This is a genomic window from Vibrio sp. TRT 17S01, assembly GCF_050113695.1.
GTDB lineage: Bacteria > Pseudomonadota > Gammaproteobacteria > Enterobacterales > Vibrionaceae > Vibrio.
Map to the genome: position 1 here is coordinate 71,049 of NZ_JBNJOG010000007.1, position 17,440 is coordinate 88,488.

Annotated in this window: 19 protein-coding genes and 1 pseudogene; 6 read left to right on the forward strand and 14 right to left on the reverse strand. The window is 43.4% G+C overall.

What is annotated here, in order from left to right; genetic code table 11:
* Positions 1 to 28: 28 nt before the first annotated feature.
* From ACQEXS_RS12595 to ACQEXS_RS12625, 7 genes are all read right to left on the reverse strand, one after another.
* Entirely contained in the window at positions 29 to 256 is a 228-nt protein-coding gene (locus ACQEXS_RS12595; protein ID WP_427014053.1) for a hypothetical protein, read from the reverse strand.
* Between the two features lie 20 nt (positions 257 to 276).
* Positions 277 to 1,017: a WYL domain-containing protein gene (locus ACQEXS_RS12600; RefSeq protein ID WP_427014054.1), complete on the reverse strand. Its 741-nt coding sequence runs from the start codon at positions 1,015 to 1,017 to the stop codon at positions 277 to 279.
* Positions 1,018 to 1,156: 139 nt separating this feature from the next.
* Positions 1,157 to 1,333 carry a hypothetical protein gene (locus ACQEXS_RS12605; RefSeq protein ID WP_427014055.1) on the reverse strand — a complete coding sequence of 59 codons (177 nt, stop codon included), beginning with the start codon at positions 1,331 to 1,333 and terminating at the stop codon, positions 1,157 to 1,159.
* Between the two features lie 3 nt (positions 1,334 to 1,336).
* Positions 1,337 to 1,780, reverse strand: coding sequence for a DUF2787 domain-containing protein (locus tag ACQEXS_RS12610; protein WP_427014056.1), 444 nt, complete (start codon positions 1,778 to 1,780; stop codon positions 1,337 to 1,339).
* Positions 1,781 to 1,829: 49 nt separating this feature from the next.
* On the reverse strand, positions 1,830 to 2,267 hold the full coding sequence (locus ACQEXS_RS12615; RefSeq protein ID WP_427014057.1) for a DUF2787 domain-containing protein: 438 nt from the start codon (positions 2,265 to 2,267) through the stop codon (positions 1,830 to 1,832).
* Entirely contained in the window at positions 2,264 to 2,737 is a 474-nt protein-coding gene (gene radC / locus ACQEXS_RS12620; RefSeq protein ID WP_427014058.1) for a RadC family protein, read from the reverse strand. The genes ACQEXS_RS12615 and radC (ACQEXS_RS12620) overlap by 4 nt, the downstream gene beginning before the upstream one ends.
* Before the next feature lie 386 nt (positions 2,738 to 3,123).
* A complete protein-coding gene (locus ACQEXS_RS12625) occupies positions 3,124 to 5,919 on the reverse strand; it encodes an ImpA family metalloprotease (protein WP_427014059.1) in 2,796 nt (931 codons plus the stop codon).
* Positions 5,920 to 6,411: 492 nt separating this feature from the next.
* Here ACQEXS_RS12625 and ACQEXS_RS12630 point away from each other — a divergent pair, with 492 nt between their 5' ends.
* Positions 6,412 to 7,446, forward strand: coding sequence for an IS110 family transposase (locus ACQEXS_RS12630; protein ID WP_427014060.1), 1,035 nt, complete (start codon positions 6,412 to 6,414; stop codon positions 7,444 to 7,446).
* Between the two features lie 836 nt (positions 7,447 to 8,282).
* On the opposite strand, the gene ACQEXS_RS12635 is transcribed toward ACQEXS_RS12630, so the two are convergent.
* The 3 genes from ACQEXS_RS12635 to ACQEXS_RS12645 all read right to left on the reverse strand — a co-directional run bounded on the left by ACQEXS_RS12635 (position 8,283) and on the right by ACQEXS_RS12645 (position 11,003).
* A complete protein-coding gene (locus ACQEXS_RS12635) occupies positions 8,283 to 8,579 on the reverse strand; it encodes a transposase (RefSeq protein ID WP_427014061.1) in 297 nt (98 codons plus the stop codon).
* 107 nt (positions 8,580 to 8,686) lie between these two features.
* Positions 8,687 to 9,901 carry a tyrosine-type recombinase/integrase gene (locus ACQEXS_RS12640; RefSeq protein ID WP_427014062.1) on the reverse strand — a complete coding sequence of 405 codons (1,215 nt, stop codon included), beginning with the start codon at positions 9,899 to 9,901 and terminating at the stop codon, positions 8,687 to 8,689.
* Positions 9,902 to 10,136: 235 nt separating this feature from the next.
* Positions 10,137 to 11,003, reverse strand: coding sequence for a YicC/YloC family endoribonuclease (locus ACQEXS_RS12645; RefSeq protein WP_427014063.1), 867 nt, complete (start codon positions 11,001 to 11,003; stop codon positions 10,137 to 10,139).
* 180 nt (positions 11,004 to 11,183) lie between these two features.
* On the opposite strand from ACQEXS_RS12645, the gene rph reads away from it, so the two are divergent.
* Together rph and pyrE are read left to right on the forward strand one after the other, a co-directional pair.
* Positions 11,184 to 11,900, forward strand: a complete 717-nt coding sequence (gene rph, locus ACQEXS_RS12650) for a ribonuclease PH (protein WP_004410877.1) — start codon at positions 11,184 to 11,186, stop codon at positions 11,898 to 11,900.
* 230 nt (positions 11,901 to 12,130) lie between these two features.
* On the forward strand, positions 12,131 to 12,772 hold the full coding sequence (pyrE, locus tag ACQEXS_RS12655; RefSeq protein ID WP_427011104.1) for an orotate phosphoribosyltransferase: 642 nt from the start codon (positions 12,131 to 12,133) through the stop codon (positions 12,770 to 12,772).
* A gap of 47 nt (positions 12,773 to 12,819) precedes the next feature.
* On the opposite strand, the gene ACQEXS_RS12660 is transcribed toward pyrE, so the two are convergent.
* The 3 genes from ACQEXS_RS12660 to coaBC form a co-directional block, all read right to left on the reverse strand.
* Positions 12,820 to 13,770, reverse strand: coding sequence for a Kdo(2)-lipid IV(A) acyltransferase (locus tag ACQEXS_RS12660; protein ID WP_427014064.1), 951 nt, complete (start codon positions 13,768 to 13,770; stop codon positions 12,820 to 12,822).
* A 5-nt stretch (positions 13,771 to 13,775) separates the two neighbouring features.
* Positions 13,776 to 14,366 (reverse strand): nucleoid occlusion factor SlmA, encoded by a 591-nt coding sequence (slmA, locus tag ACQEXS_RS12665; protein WP_427011102.1) that lies wholly within the window; start codon positions 14,364 to 14,366, stop codon positions 13,776 to 13,778.
* Between the two features lie 97 nt (positions 14,367 to 14,463).
* Entirely contained in the window at positions 14,464 to 15,672 is a 1,209-nt protein-coding gene (coaBC, locus tag ACQEXS_RS12670; protein ID WP_427014065.1) for a bifunctional phosphopantothenoylcysteine decarboxylase/phosphopantothenate--cysteine ligase CoaBC, read from the reverse strand.
* Between the two features lie 248 nt (positions 15,673 to 15,920).
* Here coaBC and radC (ACQEXS_RS12675) point away from each other — a divergent pair, with 248 nt between their 5' ends.
* Positions 15,921 to 16,595, forward strand: coding sequence for a RadC family protein (radC, locus tag ACQEXS_RS12675; protein ID WP_427014066.1), 675 nt, complete (start codon positions 15,921 to 15,923; stop codon positions 16,593 to 16,595).
* Between the two features lie 139 nt (positions 16,596 to 16,734).
* Here the strand turns inward: radC (ACQEXS_RS12675) and ACQEXS_RS12680 are convergent.
* Positions 16,735 to 16,869 (reverse strand): annotated as a pseudogene (locus ACQEXS_RS12680) (hypothetical protein).
* Positions 16,870 to 16,871: 2 nt separating this feature from the next.
* Between ACQEXS_RS12680 and rpmB the strand changes: the two are divergent.
* On the forward strand, positions 16,872 to 17,108 hold the full coding sequence (gene rpmB / locus ACQEXS_RS12685) for a 50S ribosomal protein L28 (RefSeq protein ID WP_006881432.1): 237 nt from the start codon (positions 16,872 to 16,874) through the stop codon (positions 17,106 to 17,108).
* 13 nt (positions 17,109 to 17,121) lie between these two features.
* Positions 17,122 to 17,292 (forward strand): 50S ribosomal protein L33, encoded by a 171-nt coding sequence (rpmG, locus tag ACQEXS_RS12690; RefSeq protein ID WP_004410866.1) that lies wholly within the window; start codon positions 17,122 to 17,124, stop codon positions 17,290 to 17,292.
* Positions 17,293 to 17,440 lie beyond the last annotated feature (148 nt).

Below are 17,440 nucleotides of genomic sequence, written 5' to 3' on the forward strand. Positions count from 1 at the left end.
TTGTCATTTTTTACCGCTGCTGGTGGTATTACTTTTCTTTGATGGCTTCACAGCCTTTAGGCACTGTGATGGTCGATGCATCCTTACCTGCCTGCTTCGCCGCTTTTACATCCATTTTGTATCGAGTGCATTTGCCAATTCTTACATTGACTGCACCTGAATCTGCGGATGGATTGCCACCTAACGTTCCACCAGCGAAAGCCGTGGTGGTTGTTAAGGTAATCGCCGTGATAATGAATAAGCATGATTTGTTCATAGTCGTTTCTCTATAGTGAGTTAAATTTGAGGTGTGCTGATTTCAGCGTGTTCACGCATGAACCGCTCAAGATTGAAATCAGTGGGATAGGTAAAAGAAAAGGTCGATACACTCGCCTCATCAATCAAAGGCAAAGCTAAGGTACGTATCGTGTTTTGACCGGATAATCGAAAAAGCAGCAAGAGCGCGTCATATTGAACCGAGAGTCCCAGTGGTTCGATAAGTGCCTTCTCTTGCTGCAAAACTTGACTCGATATTTTGAGCATACGGTTGTTGAGTAATGCCGTATGTACCGCATTCAACACGTCCCGTTGCTCGTCACTCCACTCGTGAATAGTGGGTAATGCCGCATGTACTTTGGCTAACCATACTTGCTCTTTTGAATGTGATGAACCCTTTTGGGAAAAGGGTTTGTCTCTCTCCGAGGGACGACCTTGCCCATAATTCAGCTCATCAGGAATCAACGGTAGTAAGTACTTGTTGGTCAGTTGCCAATAGAGCATTTCCTGTTTGTTGAGTTTCAGTAATTGCTCAGAGGTTTTCCGATAGACATGAGGCATGCTCATCGAATCACACTCCACATTAAACACGTCCACAATGACTTCATCGAGGTAACGCTTAATGCTACGAGTGGTGCGGTGGATATCGAGTTGGGCTAACTGCTGCTGCAACTCCCTAACGGTGATCCAACGATGTTGAGGAACAAGCATTAGCGTGTGCAGCAAAGCGGATAACCCTTCAATGCTGGTTTTATTGCTCATGACTACGCTCTCAATACATCAAAGCTCCAAGACCGGAGGTGGACATTTAATGTCGGGAGAGTAGAGGTGAGTCAGACACATAATGTCCAACGGTGAAAACAGCATCAATCGGCATCACAAAAGCGTGAGCCGATTAACATTAACGAGGCTTATGCTTATCACTGAGCTCGGCAATGGCTGCCAACAACCCAATCAACAGCACCACCAGAAACCCTAAATTGGATAGGGTACCAATGGCACCGAAGAACGGAGAAAAGGAGAACAACGTGATGAGGGCAGTGACAAGCCTAATGGTGTTAAGGAGAAGGGAAGTCATGAGCTATTGTGGGGTTACGGTTATCTCGTTGTAGGAGTCCATATCAACATAGGCAAGAAAGCTGCTCTCCCATAACTGATACAGCTCTTTGGCATCACGACTACCTCGCATGGATAGCCAACCACGATAAGCCACAAAGAACTGTCCAACCCGAAAATCAAAATCTAAGTTGCGCTCTAGTTCAGGGTAATGGTTGCCCATATAAGCAAAGTCGGTGATGTATTCAATGCTCCATTCTCCTGTTGAGGTGTGGCAAATCGCAATCTCAACCGGATGAAAACCCCCGTCATCCGCGCTGTAAGTTTTATCGCGAAAGTTGAACACCAGATAACGGCTGGTGGCGAGAGCTTCATTGTTAAGTAAATGAGTAGTGAATAGCGTACCAAGCAGCTTATGCAGAGTACGAGAAACAGGCAGTGTGGATGCAGTAAAGGTTAATTGGGACATAGTGAGTCCTCCTTGTTTCAGGATTAAAATAAGAAATGAGAGAGTGGAATTACTGGAACGTACCGACCATCGTCAGTTGCACATCATCAAAGACGTTTCTGGAGAGATGACGAGCAAAGGCTTTCATCCATACCGAGAGCAGCTCTTGTACCTCAAGGTGGGATAAATCCGTGCTCCCCACATCGGGTTGATAGCACCAGCGATTAGCAAGGTGAAAGTACAACTCAGGCTCAACGGTTGTGCTGTTGTCATCGGGATAAGAGAAGCTGGCAAAGAACACCACCAGCCAAGGACTTGAGGGTGACTCACGTTTAAGCTGTACCTCAATGGGATGTAAACCTTGTCTATGTCGGTAGTAACTCATTTGGCGGCAGTTCAGTACGAGTCGCTCTGCGTTCTTTGGGAGAGTGTATCGATTCAAAAGTGCTTCCAGTGACGTATGTAAAGCGTCATCAATAGAAAGCTCACCGTAGTGTTGCTCAATCATAACCATCCCCTTTCAGCAAATGAGGTGCAGGTATCGCCTGTCACGATATGGTCGAGAACTCGCACATCCACCAGCGCTAAAGCGTCTTTGAGTCTTTCGGTTATGCGTCTATCGGCTTGAGACGGCGTTGAATCACCAGATGGATGGTTATGGGCAAATATCACCGCTGCGGCATTCACTTCTAACACCGCTTTCACCACTTCTCGCGGATAGACACTGGCCGCATCTACCGTTCCTTGAAACAGCTCTTTAAATTCAATCAGTCGATTTTGGTTATCGAGCAGTAGTAATGCAAAGACTTCACGCTCATAGCTGCCTAGCTTACAGCGTACATACTCTTTGGTTGCATCAGGAATGGTTAGCGTATCTCCACGCACGTAGCGTGTAGCCAGTATTTCCGCCGCATGCTCTAGGATTTCATTTTCCTGATAGCGTTGCTGTTTTTTGTAATCAGAAGTTTTGGGATTCATTTCAGGCTCCTGTCGGATTCAACGATGGGGATTCATTGTGATGACATATACCTGAAGATTTTTTGTTTGAGGTTTAGAGTGTTGTGTACGAGGTGCATTCTAACACCTTTAATCAGGTTAAAAATTCACCGTATCGCTACAATTATCGTAGATACTAAAAATATAGGAGTTAAAGTGATGAAGAATTGCCTTTTTATGAGGATGTACACAGCTAAAGCCATGATAGGTAAAGTGGATAGTATCAGATTGTAATAAAAAGAGGATGCTAGCGGCATCCTCTTCTTAAAGCACGGACTCTTACATGAACAGATATTGATTAGTAAGGTCAGTAATCGATTACCTATTATTCCAAGTAGGTATCCATATAAGTAGTAATAACAATAACCTTAAGGTGTTGGGTCTTCATATTGTGCACTGGATGTCAGGTCAATAAAGTATTCCTCTTTAGCGGTTGTGATAAAGTCAACTGGAATGGCAGAGTAATCGACAAAGTAGATACCCATACCTAAGTTTTGTGTATAACCCTCTGATAAAATTTGAGCTTTAGCATCATCAGATACACGAATTCCAAACCCTTCAAAAAACTGACTCATATCTTTACCAATTAACATTGATGAACTAATTGCCATAAAGTCATTACCATTCATTGCATTAAATTCATCTTTTGTGTAATTACTAAAACCTAGCTGGTTTTTGTAGCTGAACCAATTTGTTGCGTTCTTAGCTCTATTATTTGCAATTCTCTGTAAGAGGTACATTTTTGTATAAAACTCTACGTCTCCACTGGCGAACTTAAGTTGATTATAAAAACCTAACCGTTCAAAGGCATTGTCATAGGTTCCAGTCTTGTTCCAAAGAGGGTGGTCACTGCTAGCTGTATGACCAAGGCCCTGTTTCATCAACTCGAAGGTAGATGCGAAATTTGATCCAACATGGTAAGTGCTATGTCCATTTTCAATAGCCTTTAATCTGTTAGACTCTACCGGAAAGATATTATTTGAAACTTCACCACTTCGGCCACCATAGATTTTTAACTTGTTCGTCTGTAGATTGTGGCCGATTTCATGAGAGTCCCCCCAGTCACCTGGAATATAGGCTGATGATCTATCATAAGGGTTACCAGAACATAAGCTGGCGCATGTTGGACGGTCCACATAAACATGTTGTACATTGTTCCATTCATGTAAGCTACGATCAGAACATAAGTCAATTATGCCTACATCACTACAAAACTGTTTAATAGAATCAGAGTGGTCTGGTAGTACATTACTTAAATACCCAGCATATCCAAAATTACCCAATGTATAAGTGACGATATCTTCCATGAACTTGTTGATATTGTTGTTATAACTATTTAAAGTTTCTTCAAACTTAGCTGTAATGGAGTGAATTTGCACTTCTTTAGTGATAACAGTCACCCAATTAAATGGCGTGTTACTGAGGGCGCTTTCAAATCGACTAATATCAATGTCTGAAACCCCTGAAATAGAAGGGTTCTGCAGTACATTCTGTAATTTCAGATTAATTGAATCTCCTTCACTATTACTAGGCACTTTGACGAAAAGGGTTCCACCTATAGGCGATGAAATTGAAATCTCTCTTCCAGCGCTGAGAGTGATACCATGACTCCTATCATAAGCAGGTCGATTATATGCACGGCCGCTTCCTGTTTTAAAAAGCTTAGTTGCTCCGTCTCGTTGGAAGTTGACAAATATTGTGACATCCCCGGGGTGGTTATCAGTACGACTTATAACCGTTTCTTGACCCGCTTTAACGTAAAAACCTGTTGCGGTAGTGTGCGGGGTTGTCGTTAACTCATAGTCAAAATTAGTAGTAAAGGTAGGCAATATCTGTATTTCTGCCTCCCTTGGTGAAAACCCTCCCAGATCATCATTGCGTTTATTATCTGGTCTAGCAAAATGAGAAGTGAGGTCTGTAAAGTAGGTTTTAAACCATTGATTATAATCAACCGTATTTGCTGAACCGTAAATATCAGCGTAGAAGCGATAACCTCTATATTCAATAGTATCTCGAAAGATGTCTGCTATATATAAGGGAATTTGCAAGTGCTTTAAATGATCTTGCTCCAAAATGTTTATCGCTTTATTATCATGAGAATTAATTGAATTACGAAGATTGTTTAAAGGGTTATAGAATATCTCTGCTAAGTTTTGGTTAGTTGCGGGATCAATAATTTTTTCAAAATAGATCTTATCACCATTAACCGCTTCGACAGGCATTGTGCTAGAGCTAATCGTATATTTGTCATTAACGAGGTAATCCAACATAATAGCGGTATCGTCATATATTTTAGTTAGCTTATTGCAAGGCTCTTTTCCTGTAACTAAATTCTCTACCTTGCCAGATGAATATGAAATGTTAAACATACTTGCAGTAATACCATTAACCCAGTTGTAATGGTTATATGCAATTATGATTGGTGCGCCTTTCGAGATTACTCGCTTCATAGTGTCATTGGTTGTTGATTTACCAATAAACAGATCAAAGTCAACATGTTCGATACCGAGTAATTTTTCAGTTTTTGAAACTAAAGTGACATTAGCTGCTACTGGATGGCTATCAAAGGCGGTATCTTCCGACCAAACGATAATCGACTCATTTTTATAATCTTCGATGTCCAGTAAGTCATTAATAACATTCTCTTGTAAAATAATGTTGTCTCTAATAACTGAGCTGTTATTGCCACTCCATAAGTTAATGCCAGAAACGAAGTATTTTGAGCGATCACTACTCCCTTTATAAGCGTAGACATTACCACTTTCACCAATTAAAGCAGGTTCGTGATTAGATATATCATTTGAACTGAGCTTACTAAACCAGCTTTTGTTACCTGAGTTAATCGTAAGTCCGTTGGGCAATAAAGATTCAGTATAGACAGAGCAGCTAGAGAAAATACTTTTTACAACCTCATTGTACTCAGCAACCAGCTCTGGTGCTGTGTAATCACGGTAAGTTCTATTTGATTCAGGCTTACACTGTTGAGCAATATCATTCCATGCAAAGCCTTCATCGCAAGTACTCTCATTAATTATTGATGAGTCTGAGCCATTGTCGTCTGTTGAGGGTGAATCATTATTGCCTACCGAGGGGGAGTCATTGTTACATCCAAATAAAGTCAGAGAGAGTATTGATATCGCTGTTATCAATGTAATTTTAATCACTAAGGCACACCGAGTTTTAAAGATAGATGTCACTATTTATTCTCTTATTAAGTCGTTTTGAGAACGAGATTTAAGTTAATATCAACAAAGGCTTTAGTTACAAATATCATAAGCCCATTGTGTAGGGGGGCGCTGTCTCGCAAGAACAGTGATAATTATTTTCCTTTGTAGTAAGGGTATGCGCCCATGCCCATCGTCCTTATTTTAAAATGATTCAAGCATTAAAGAAAAGTCAGTTAATTCTGGAAAGTGAGCTGCGTACTTCGGAGCATTCCAAGCACTCACTTCGGTTTAAACGGAGGGCTGAATCGGCCAGCCTCTTGTAGACCGGCGCCTAGTTGTAAATTCCAAGCATTTCATACACCAGTGGAGGCATATTCTCAGCGTGGCTGTGCTTACGTTTAGAGTGGCTTTGATGTGATGGACGCACCTCCCTTCTAGCGTCGTTGTACCAAACTAATAGTACAACCATTAAGAGCAGGAGTAACAAGTATGTCTATTAAAGTTGTCGGTATTGATATAGCGAAAAATCTCTTCCAAGTGTGTGTTCTGGGTACAAATGGACAAATTTTATCAAACAGAAAGGTAAAGCGAGATAAGCTTCTCGATACTGTCCGCCAACTACCAGAGCAAACTGCTCTAGCAATGGAGTCATGTGCAACTTCTCATCATTGGGGCAGAATATTTCAAGAGCTAGGATATACAGTGGCTCTTATTCCAGCTCAGCATGTAAAACCATTTGTTGGGCGGCAAAAGAACGATGCTAATGATGCAAGAGCCATTTGCGAAGCCTATTCTAGACCTAATCTTCACTTCGTTCCTGTTAAGTCTGTTGAACAACAAGACCTTAAAGCGATACGCAGTGTCCGTAAACGTTTGGTAGAAAACAGAACTGCCTTGGCGAACCAGATCAGAGGATTGGCTGCTGAATACGGGGTAGTATTTCCTCTCTCTATTAAAGCTTTACGAAGTCATTTACCGCTAGCTCTTGAAGACGCAGAGAATGCTCTTTCCCCAGTAATGAGGAACTTACTGCAAACTTTATACTGTGACTTTGTCAGTCTTAGCAAAGAGATAGATGAAATGACCCAAAGTGTCACCATGTTGAGTCAGCAAAATCCAAAATATGAGGCTATTCGGAATATTCCTGGGTTTGGTCCGATTTTGACAGCGGCGCTGATTAGTGAGGTAGGTGTTGGAAACCAATTCCAAAATGGTCGCCAGTTCTCAGCATGGTGTGGCCTAGTCCCAAAACAAAATAGTACAGGCGGAAAAAGTAGTCTTGGCTCTCTATCAAAGAATGGCAATCGCGAATTGAGAGCATTACTTATTCACGGTGCTCGCGCAGTGGTTCGGTGCGGAGCTAACAAAGCGGATGCTATGGGAGCATGGTTGAGAGGACTCATTGCACGCCGAGGAAAAGCAAAAGCGATTGTCGCTCTTGCAAACAAGCTCGGTCGGGTAGCATGGCACATCTTGGCGAAAAATAGTGAATACGATATTAATCAGGCATTTAAGCCTGTTTGACTAAAAATACTAAGTTCTAAGGAGATATCCTCAAGAAGCAACTGAGTTTGCAATAGCTGATGAATAAACGGTGAACCATCCTTACTACACTCTGATAACGCAACGAGGTTATTGAAACCGAGGCTTTGAAAAGACAGTGAGGAGCGGATTACATCATGGCGCAGGTCACATAGTAGACCTAGAAAGACGTCGGATATATGTTAGCGACCGTATCATTGAATCAGTCATTGCATCCTGAGGTGCGTCCATATATGTTGTGTAATTTGGTCAGAAAATCACATTGCCTGAAATTGAACAATTCTTATAAAATATACTGAGTTTCAGGTATACAAAGCCCTGTAATTTTGTTCAGCGCTTTTATCATCGCGTAAGTCTCGCCAACTTGAGCTTTGATAAGCAGCCCTCGTGTACTGACACCCTTGATCGGAGTGAAAAACAACATTACGACAAGCTCTTCGTTTTTGTACCGCCAGTCGCAATGGTCGAGTAGTTAGCTCGCTGTTTGGTTTATCAGAGAACGCCCAACTAATTACACGACCAATACGTGTTGAGCTGCTCAGGGTTAAATTGGCGATTAAGTTTATTAGGCGTGATAACTGACGCTAAACCACCAGATGGATATCGATGTAGCTTCAGATGTTTCGCCACTAAGTTAAGTTTCTTCATCCAACGCCGAACCTTTTCAAGGCCAACGGTGAAATCCCATATGCTTTAGTTTAGATAACATCCGACGCTTACCATAGGTTGCAAACGATGATAATACGAGCTGGCAGCAAGTGTTAAACAACGGCAAATCTGTGTTACTGGGTTGCCTACCTTCTTTAGTTTTACCGCAACTATCTGTTTTTGTTCATTTCGATTGCGAAGAAGGCCGAAGCTTTTTTTAACAGTTCATTGTCACTTTGAAGTTGTTTAAGCTGCTTTTCTAATTTTTGAATTCTAAGCTGATCGGGAGTCAAAGCTGTGGCCTTGGGCGTAATTCCAGATAGTTCTTGCCGATATTGTGTTACCCAACGTTGAATCGACGATAAGCCAATGTTCATTGCTGCGGCCGTATCTTTGTGACTGTAACCATGAATGATAACTAATTCAGCACACTTACGTTTAAACTCAGGTGTAATTCTTCTTGGCATGTAAACCTCTTTATTTGTATGAAATCATACCTCTAAACAGGTCTCCAATTTAAGTCTACCTTTACAATACACAGTAGAGTGATGCAGCCTTTTATTCCATCAGTTCATCATTCGATACAGTTCTTTACCAGAGCTATGACTTTTTCCAGAGCTTCTTTGCGCTCATCCAAGTAGTCATATCGATCATAGATACCTTCAACACCTTTCAACTTGTGATTAAGACAGCGCTCCGCGATATGGCTAGGCACTTTGACTGAAGCGAGTAGGCTACGACAGGTGCGGCGTAGATCGTGAACCGCAAAGTGCTTGATATCACCCATTTTATTTGGTGGTTGTACCTTACGACCGGGCTCTCGACCAAATAGCTTTGAAATAGCCCTGTTCAGTGTATCTTTGCCCATGTGCGGTACTTTGCTTTCTCTTCTGTTAGGGAAGACGTATTCCGAACCACAAGCTCGCATATGCAGTTCTTTAAACCACTCTATGCACAGACCCGGAAGCGGAATCGTGAAACCTGTACCAGATTTGCTTCGCTCCGCTGGCAGGTGCCATAAAGCATTTTCAAGATCGAACTCTGCCCATCTTGCTTCTGTTAGCTCTGATTTGCGAACGCCAAGACAAAGAAGCAGAGCACAAGCTAGGTAATTGTCTCGATTGAAGCTATAAATATTTTGGTTGAAGACGGAAAAAACATGTTTAATCTCTTCAAGCTCTAAGACCCGATCTCGGCTCTCTTCAATACCACCGGCATCATAGTTAGAAAATGCTAGTGCAGGGTTAGACTCAATAACGCCAATCTTCATACCGTGTTTAAAAAGCTGCTTACAATACATTAGCGTGTCGTTAGCTGTGGTTGGACGGCCACTGTCAGCGACTATTTGGATGATGTTACGGATATCTAACGGTGTGACACGTTTCAACGTGTATTGACCAATTTGTGGAGAGATCTCTTTCTGATAGATACGCTTAGGTATATTGGGGTGCTTGAGCCTTTTGGATAGCTCCTTGTACCAGTCTTCGAAGAGGTCATCGATTATTTGTATATCGGCTTGCTTACTCCGTTTTCTTTCTGCAATAGGGTTAATCCCTTCGCTTATTTGCTTTCGAAGCTCAGATGCTTTCAACCTTGCATCTGCAAGAGAAAGCTCATTGACCTTGCCAATAGTCACCTCCTTTCTTTTCTTAAAAAGGGTGTACCTTAGCATCCAGTATGGTCGACCTACTCTAGGAATCATTAGATAGAAACCATCACCATCGGCATGACGACCTGTTTTTTGGTCTTTTACTATCGCCTTAACTTGGTTGACAGTGAGATTACCCATCTCTACCTCCTTGAATTCATAGTTCTAATCGAAGTTATCATTACATCACTCTCCAGAAGTGGGGAGTATGTTGTGATGTTTATACTACGCAGGGGAGTAAATAGTAAAGTGCTACCCACGATACTCCCCGTTTATTCGTGGCTGTTGATGAATTTTATGGATGTATATGGATGGTAAAAATAACAAAGCCCTTATAATTAAGGGCATTGTGGAAGTGTGTGGAGTAGAGAGGAATCTATTCTATATTTTGAATTTGTTCACGCATTTGCTCAATCAGAACCTTAAGCTCGACACCTGATGCGGTGATGTCGGTGCTGATGGACTTCGATGCGAGTGTGTTCGATTCACGGTTGAATTCTTGCATCATGAAATCAAGACGACGGCCGACCGCACCACCTTTCTTCATAATGTTGGTGGTTTCTTTCACGTGAGAGTCCAAACGGTCAAGCTCTTCTGCAACGTCAGATTTTTGCGCCAGTAGGATCAGCTCTTGCTCGATACGAGATGGGTCGAGTTCCACTTTCGCTTCTTCAAATTTTGAGAATAAGCGTTCACGTTGCCATTCTAGGATTTCTGGCATGCGTGCACGTACTTTCACCACTTCAGCGGTAATGGCTTCAAGACGTTGCTCGATGAGCGCTTTCATGTTGTCGCCTTCGCGGCCACGTGCTTCAATAAACTCACCCAGTGCGGCATCAAATGCTGCTAATAGATCTTTGTTGACCGCATCCATGTCTTGCTCTGGTGTTTCCATCACTCCCGGCCACTGCATAATTTGGAACGGGTTAAGGCGGCTCTCTTCTCCAGTAAGCGACATGACTTGGTTAGCCGCATTAATGACCTGTTTCGCTAAGTCTTCGTTAATCGTTAGTTCGCCTTTGGCGGCAGGGTTGGCTTCAAAGCGAAGCGCACATTCTACTTTGCCGCGTGCAAGGCGCTTACGAAAACGCTCACGTAGTAGAGGTTCTAGCCCACGAAATTGCTCCGGTAGGCGGAAGTAAGTTTCCAAATAACGTTGATTCACCGAACGGATTTCCCATACGGCGGTACCCCAATCACCCTTTGCTTCTTTACGAGCGTAGGCGGTCATACTATAGATCATCGAATTTTCCTGTTTATTCATCTTTGAAAATAACGCAGGGCAATAGTAGCAGAAAGCAACAAATTTAAAATGCTAGCATGGGAAGAAGGGCGCTTTCCCGTCATCTTGGTTTCTGTTAAAATCCTGCTCCAATCAAAATCGTCTCCCCCTATCACAGATAGACAACTAAGGTAGATGCCCATGCGTCCAAACGATCGCAAGGCGGACCAAGTTCGCCCAATCAAAATTACTCGTAACTACACAGCCTATGCAGAAGGTTCGGTGTTGGTTGAATTCGGCAATACGAAAGTGCTTTGTAATGCGACCGTTGAAGAAAACGTGCCTCGTTGGTTAAAAGGCCAAGGTAAAGGCTGGGTAACAGCAGAATACGGCATGCTACCGCGTTCGACCCACTCACGTATGCGTCGTGAAGCGGCCAGTGGTAAGCAAGGTGGTCGTACGATGGAAATCCAACGCCTGATTGCTCGTAGCCTGCGTGCAGTCGTTGATCTAGAAGCAATGGGCGAAATCATGGTGACAGTAGACTGTGATGTAATCCAAGCCGATGGCGGTACGCGTACTGCGTCTATCTCTGGTGCGAGCGTTGCGATGGCAGATGCATTCCAACATCTAGTTGAAAAGGGCAAGTTAAAAGCTAACCCAATGAAAGGCCACGTAGCAGCCGTTTCAGTGGGCATTCTAGGTGAAGATATCTTGTGTGATCTTGAGTACACAGAAGATTCAGCAGCAGACACTGACATGAACGTGGTGATGACCGAAGATGGTCGTATGATTGAAGTTCAAGGTACGGCAGAGGGAGAACCGTTCACCCATGCCGAGCTGATGAAGTTGCTGGAGTCGGCAACCAAAGGTATTACCGAGATCGTAGCGGCGCAGAAGGCGGCGTTAGAAAATTGATTTTTTAAATAGCTTCCCATTGGAAGCTATTTTTTTGTTTTCTTCATAGATAACTTAACAACGTTGTTAGCTTCAATTTTTCACTCCATTACATAGCTCACTATGCTCAGGAGCTGAAAAGTCTCGTTGCCTAGCTGTAAAGCTATCTATTTTGAAAACACTCTTATAGTTTTAGTTATCTTTCTAGGGACTAGAAGCTAGGAACTAGAAACTTATAGACGGAGAAAGTAATGAAAGCATACCAGCGTGAATTTATTGAGTTTGCACTAGAGAAAGAAGTCCTAAAATTTGGCGAGTTTACTTTAAAATCTGGCCGTAAGAGCCCGTACTTCTTTAACGCTGGTCTTTTCAATACTGGTCGTGACTTAGCGCGTCTAGGTCGTTTTTACGCAGCAGCGCTAGCGGATTCTGGCATTGAGTTCGACGTACTATTTGGCCCTGCATACAAAGGCATTCCAATTGCGACGACAACAGCTGTAGCGCTGGCTGATCATCACGACATCGATACGCCTTACTGTTTTAACCGTAAAGAAGCAAAAGATCACGGTGAAGGTGGCAACCTAGTTGGTAGCGCACTTGAAGGTCGTATCATGCTGGTGGACGATGTTATTACAGCAGGTACAGCAATCCGTGAGTCAATGGAAATCATCCAAGCAAATGGCGCAGACCTTGCTGGCGTGTTGGTTGCGATTGACCGCCAAGAGAAAGGTAAAGGTGAGCTGTCTGCAATCCAAGAAGTAGAGCGTGACTTTGGTTGTGCAATCATCTCAATTGTTAGTCTGACTGATCTAGTGACGTTCCTAGAGGAAAAAGGCACAGCTCCTGAGCATCTGGAAGCTGTGAAAGCGTACCGAGCGCAATACGGCATCTAATAAAGTAGATTGGAAAGTGAAAGCCCCAGCATCATGCTGGGGCTTTTTTATTGGTAACGGATCCCTTTAGGTTGTTCAGGATCTGCCATAGTTTTAAAGCGTTTATGCAGCCACATCCATTGTTCTGGAGCTCTTAGAATGAGCTGCTCAACGTATTTATTCATGTAAGCAGCGGCGGCCACTTCATCCTTTTTTGGATAATCTTGTTCAACGGAAATATCTGCGATGACCTCGTATTTTCCGTCTGCATTTCTAAAGCCTGAACCGGGGACAATGGCACATTTGCTGGTGTAGGCAAGGATGCTGGTTCCCGTTGTGGTACAAGCATCTTCAACGGCAAAGAAAGGAACAAAGACGGATTTATTACGGCCGTAATCATGGTCAGGCAAGTAGAACAACCTTTCACCTTGACGCAGCACACGGATCATTTGTTTGACGTCTTTCCGATCGATCAACTTATTGCCGTTGTGTGTGCGACCCCAATATTGAATGTAGTTGTAAGCCGGGTTGTTGTGTGGGCGAAAAGCACCGTATCCCGCGACACCGAGCACACCGAAAGCACGAGCGGTGATCTCAAGGTTTAATGCGTGAACGCAACACAATAGAACACCTTTATTCGCATCATCATGTTGACGCAATACGTCGATATTCTTTTCTTCGATAATACGTTTAAAGCGCCACGTCGGCCAAAACCAAGTAATGCCGGTTTCAATCAGTGCCATTCCCGTATTCTTGAAGTTTTCCTCAACAATCGCGTCGATCTCTGACTTCTCTTTCTCTGGAAAAGCCAGTTCAAGATTTCGGGTTGCGGCATGAACGCGTTTTTTACCGTACTTCTGGCCTAGCACCCCTAAGCTGCGCCCTATTTTATATAACAGTGTGTATGGCAGAATATTAACGAGCAATGCAAGCAGGCCAAACCCTATCCATACTCCCCAGTTTTTGGGATGAAGTAATGAGAGTGAAAATTCAGGTTGGCTGTATTTATCTTTAGTCATGGCAATCAGTTAATTTGTGCACTGAGCAGCGCCCAGTATTCATCAAAGTTTGCAGTCGGTTGATACTTGAAATCTGAACGAACGAAGCGGTTTAAGCTGCCTTCAACCTGCCCAAGTAGCTGAGCGGCAAGGATGGTTTCGTCGACAGGAAATGACTTCCCTTCACGCAGTTTACGTTCACGAAGGATCTGACGCAGTGATGTTTCGATCCGCTCGAAAAGCTGGTTGATGCGCTCACGTAGACGCTCATTTTCAAACATCAAAGCATGACCTGATAAGATACGAGTCAGGCCAGGGTTACGTTCTGAGAAGGCGAGGATTAGCTGCAAAACTAGACGGATGCGTGTTAGCGTGTCTTTTTCTTCGTCTAAAATACGGTTAATACGAGACATCAACGATTCTTCAATAAACTCGATTAAACCTTCAAACATGCGTGCTTTACTTGGAAAATGTCGGTAAAGCGCGGCTTCTGATACGCCAACTTGTTTGGCTAACTTGGCGGTGGTGATCCGTGATGCACCATCATTGGATTCCAGCATTTCAGCCAGCGCTTGTAAGATTTCTTCTCGGCGATTGGTTTTACGTGTACCAGCCATGGCCCTTCCTTTTGTTACCACTGCTTAGCCTAACCCAAATCGTAATGATCCCGGCTAAAGCTAATGAATAGACTTAATAAATGCATTCAAATTGAAACTATTGGCTGTCCACTTTTTGGGCGATAAGTGTAAGTATTTGTTCTGCGATATCACGCTTGGAAGCCAAAGTAAGTGATTGCTCACCATCGTGCCAGTATACCGTTATCGCATTGTTGTTGCTATTAAAGCCTTGCCCAGTAATCGAGACATCGTTAGCACAAATCATATCCAGTTTTTTATTTTTTAGTTTGCCACGGGCATAGGTTTCAACATTTTGAGTTTCTGCGGCAAAGCCAACAGTAAAGGGTCTGTTTTCGGTCATGGCGGCAACAGAGGCGACGATATCTGGGTTTTTCACCATAGTAATGGTCATGTGATCGTTATCGTCGGTTTTCTTAAGTTTTTGGTCTGAAATTGTTTGGGGGCGATAATCGGCTACCGCGGCACAACTGATGAAAATATCGCTATTTGTCGCGTTATCCATCACCTGTTGGTGCATGTTATCAGCACTATCGACGTTAATTCTGTTGACGCCGTTTGGTGTCGTCAATGACACAGGGCCACTAACAAGGGTAACGTCCGCACCTAACGATACAGCCGCCTCAGCAAGGGCATAGCCCATTTTTCCAGAGCTGTGATTGCTGATATAGCGCACAGGATCAATCGCTTCACGTGTCGGACCTGCTGAAATGAGAATAGACTTGTTGGTTAGCGGTTTAGGGCCAAAAAATTGCTCACACAATGCCACTAATTGCATCGGTTCAAGCATTCTACCTGGGCCGATATCACCACAAGCTTGTTCTCCGGCTGCCGGGCCCCAAATCTGCATACCACGCCGTTTGAGTGTGGCGATGTTTTCTTGTGTCGCTTGGTTTAAATACATTTGCTGGTTCATGGCTGGGGAGACAGCAATTGGAGCGTCGGTTGCCAGTACAAGGGTGCTTAGGAGATCGTTCCCCATACCTGCGGCCATTCTGGCAATGAGATCAGCTGTCGCAGGAGCTAGCAGCACGAGATCGGCCCATTTTGCTAATTCAATATGGCCCATGGAGGCTTCAGCGGCTGGATCCAACAAGCTGTCAGATACTGGGCGGCCCGATACGGCTTGCATGGTTAGCGGGGTAATGAATTCTTTTGCCGCTTTGGTCATCACGACTTGAACTTTTGCTCCGCGCTCAATTAAGCGACGTGTTAAGTCGGCACATTTATAAGCAGCAATGCTACCGCTTATCCCCAAAAGGATCTTTTTTCCAGCCAGAGTTTGCATGATTTTTCCCTCAAATTTTCTGCGGTTAAGATATCACAGCATGACAAATAGACTCTAGCCTTTGGTTGCTTCCTATCAATAGCCTTATAAATCGGCAAAACGAGTTTTGCTGCTAGTTGCTGTCGGCGTTAATAAACAGCTCAGTTGCAGTAAAGTGCTAGGCTTTCCCAAATTTGAATGGGTGTTTCTATCTGCTGTTCTCTTCTGCCTTATTCTTTGGTTTTCGATGATTTAACGGGTTGAATCGTATGGCAATTAAGTCTATCCCGACAGAATCTATGCCAAGAGAGAAGTTATTGAGCCATGGGCCAGAAGCTTTAACTGACGCCGAATTATTGGCAATTTTCCTTCGTACTGGTACGCCGGGAATGAATGTTCTAGAGCTGGCAGACTTTTTGATAAAGGACTTTGCCACATTAAGAGGACTTTTCTCCGCAAGCAAAGAAGAGTTCTGTCGTCATAAAGGATTGGGGGAGGCAAAGTTTGTTCAGCTTCAGGCCGTATTGGAGATGACACAACGCTATCTGGCCGAGGCATTGTCTCGCGGGGAAGCATTAACCAGTCCACAACAAACAAAGTTGTATCTTTCAGGGTTATTGCGAGACAGACAACGGGAGGCCTTCTATGTTTTGTTTCTCGACAATCAGCATCGGGTAATTAAAGATGAAGTTATGTTTGAAGGGACGATTGATGCGGCGTCTGTGTATCCGAGAGAGGTCGTGAAACGAGCGTTACACCTTAATGCTGCTGCATTAATCTTAGCTCACAACCATCCTTCAGGCATTGCAGAACCTAGTCAGGCTGACCGTAGGATCACCCGTAGAATATCAGATGCACTGGCGTTGGTGGATATACGACTATTAGACCATTTTGTGGTTGGAGACGGCGAGATAGTTTCCTTCGCAGAGCGTGGTTGGATTTAAATCACATTTTTAGTTGTGAGTTCGCTGATTTCTGCTACAATCCCCCGACATTTTTTAGCACATAAATCAGCTCTGCCTAAAAAAGATCACGAAAACCTGTAAAAAGGATCTGTTCGGGTCTTGAGCAATGCTAGTCAAGTTAGTATAATGCGCGACCTTTGATAGCCTTGTATGGGTTTCCATAACGGTACAACACCTCTAACTTCTTGTTTAGAAATAGAGAGGTTCGGCCACCAAGGTTGATATCGAGCTGAAACGATTTTGGAGAAGACATTCATGTCACGAGTATGCCAAGTAACTGGTAAGCGTCCAGTAACGGGTAACAACCGTTCACACGCACGCAATGCTACTAAGCGTCGTTTTCTGCCGAACCTACAAACTCATCGTTTCTGGGTAGAGAGCGAAAAACGTTTTGTTAAACTACGTCTATCTGCTAAAGGTATGCGTATCATCGACAAGAAGGGCATCGATGCTGTTCTTGCTGACATTCGCGCAAACGGCGAAAACGTTTAAGAGGAAATAGGCAATGGCAAAGAAAGGCGTTCGTGAGAAAATCCGTCTAGTATCTTCTGCAGGTACAGGCCACTTCTACACAACTGATAAGAACAAGCGTAACATGCCAGGCAAATTTGAGATCAAAAAGTTTGATCCAGTAGTTCGCCAGCACGTTATGTACAAAGAAGCGAAAATCAAGTAATTGAGACTGCTTTTTTGAAGTGTTGAAAACCCAGCTTTTAGCTGGGTTTTTTATTGCCTGCAATTTACTCACATCATATTTGTTCAGTCGCTAATATGATGACTGTTCAATTCCCTAAAGGTGTCCGACGTATATTTAATATATTCGT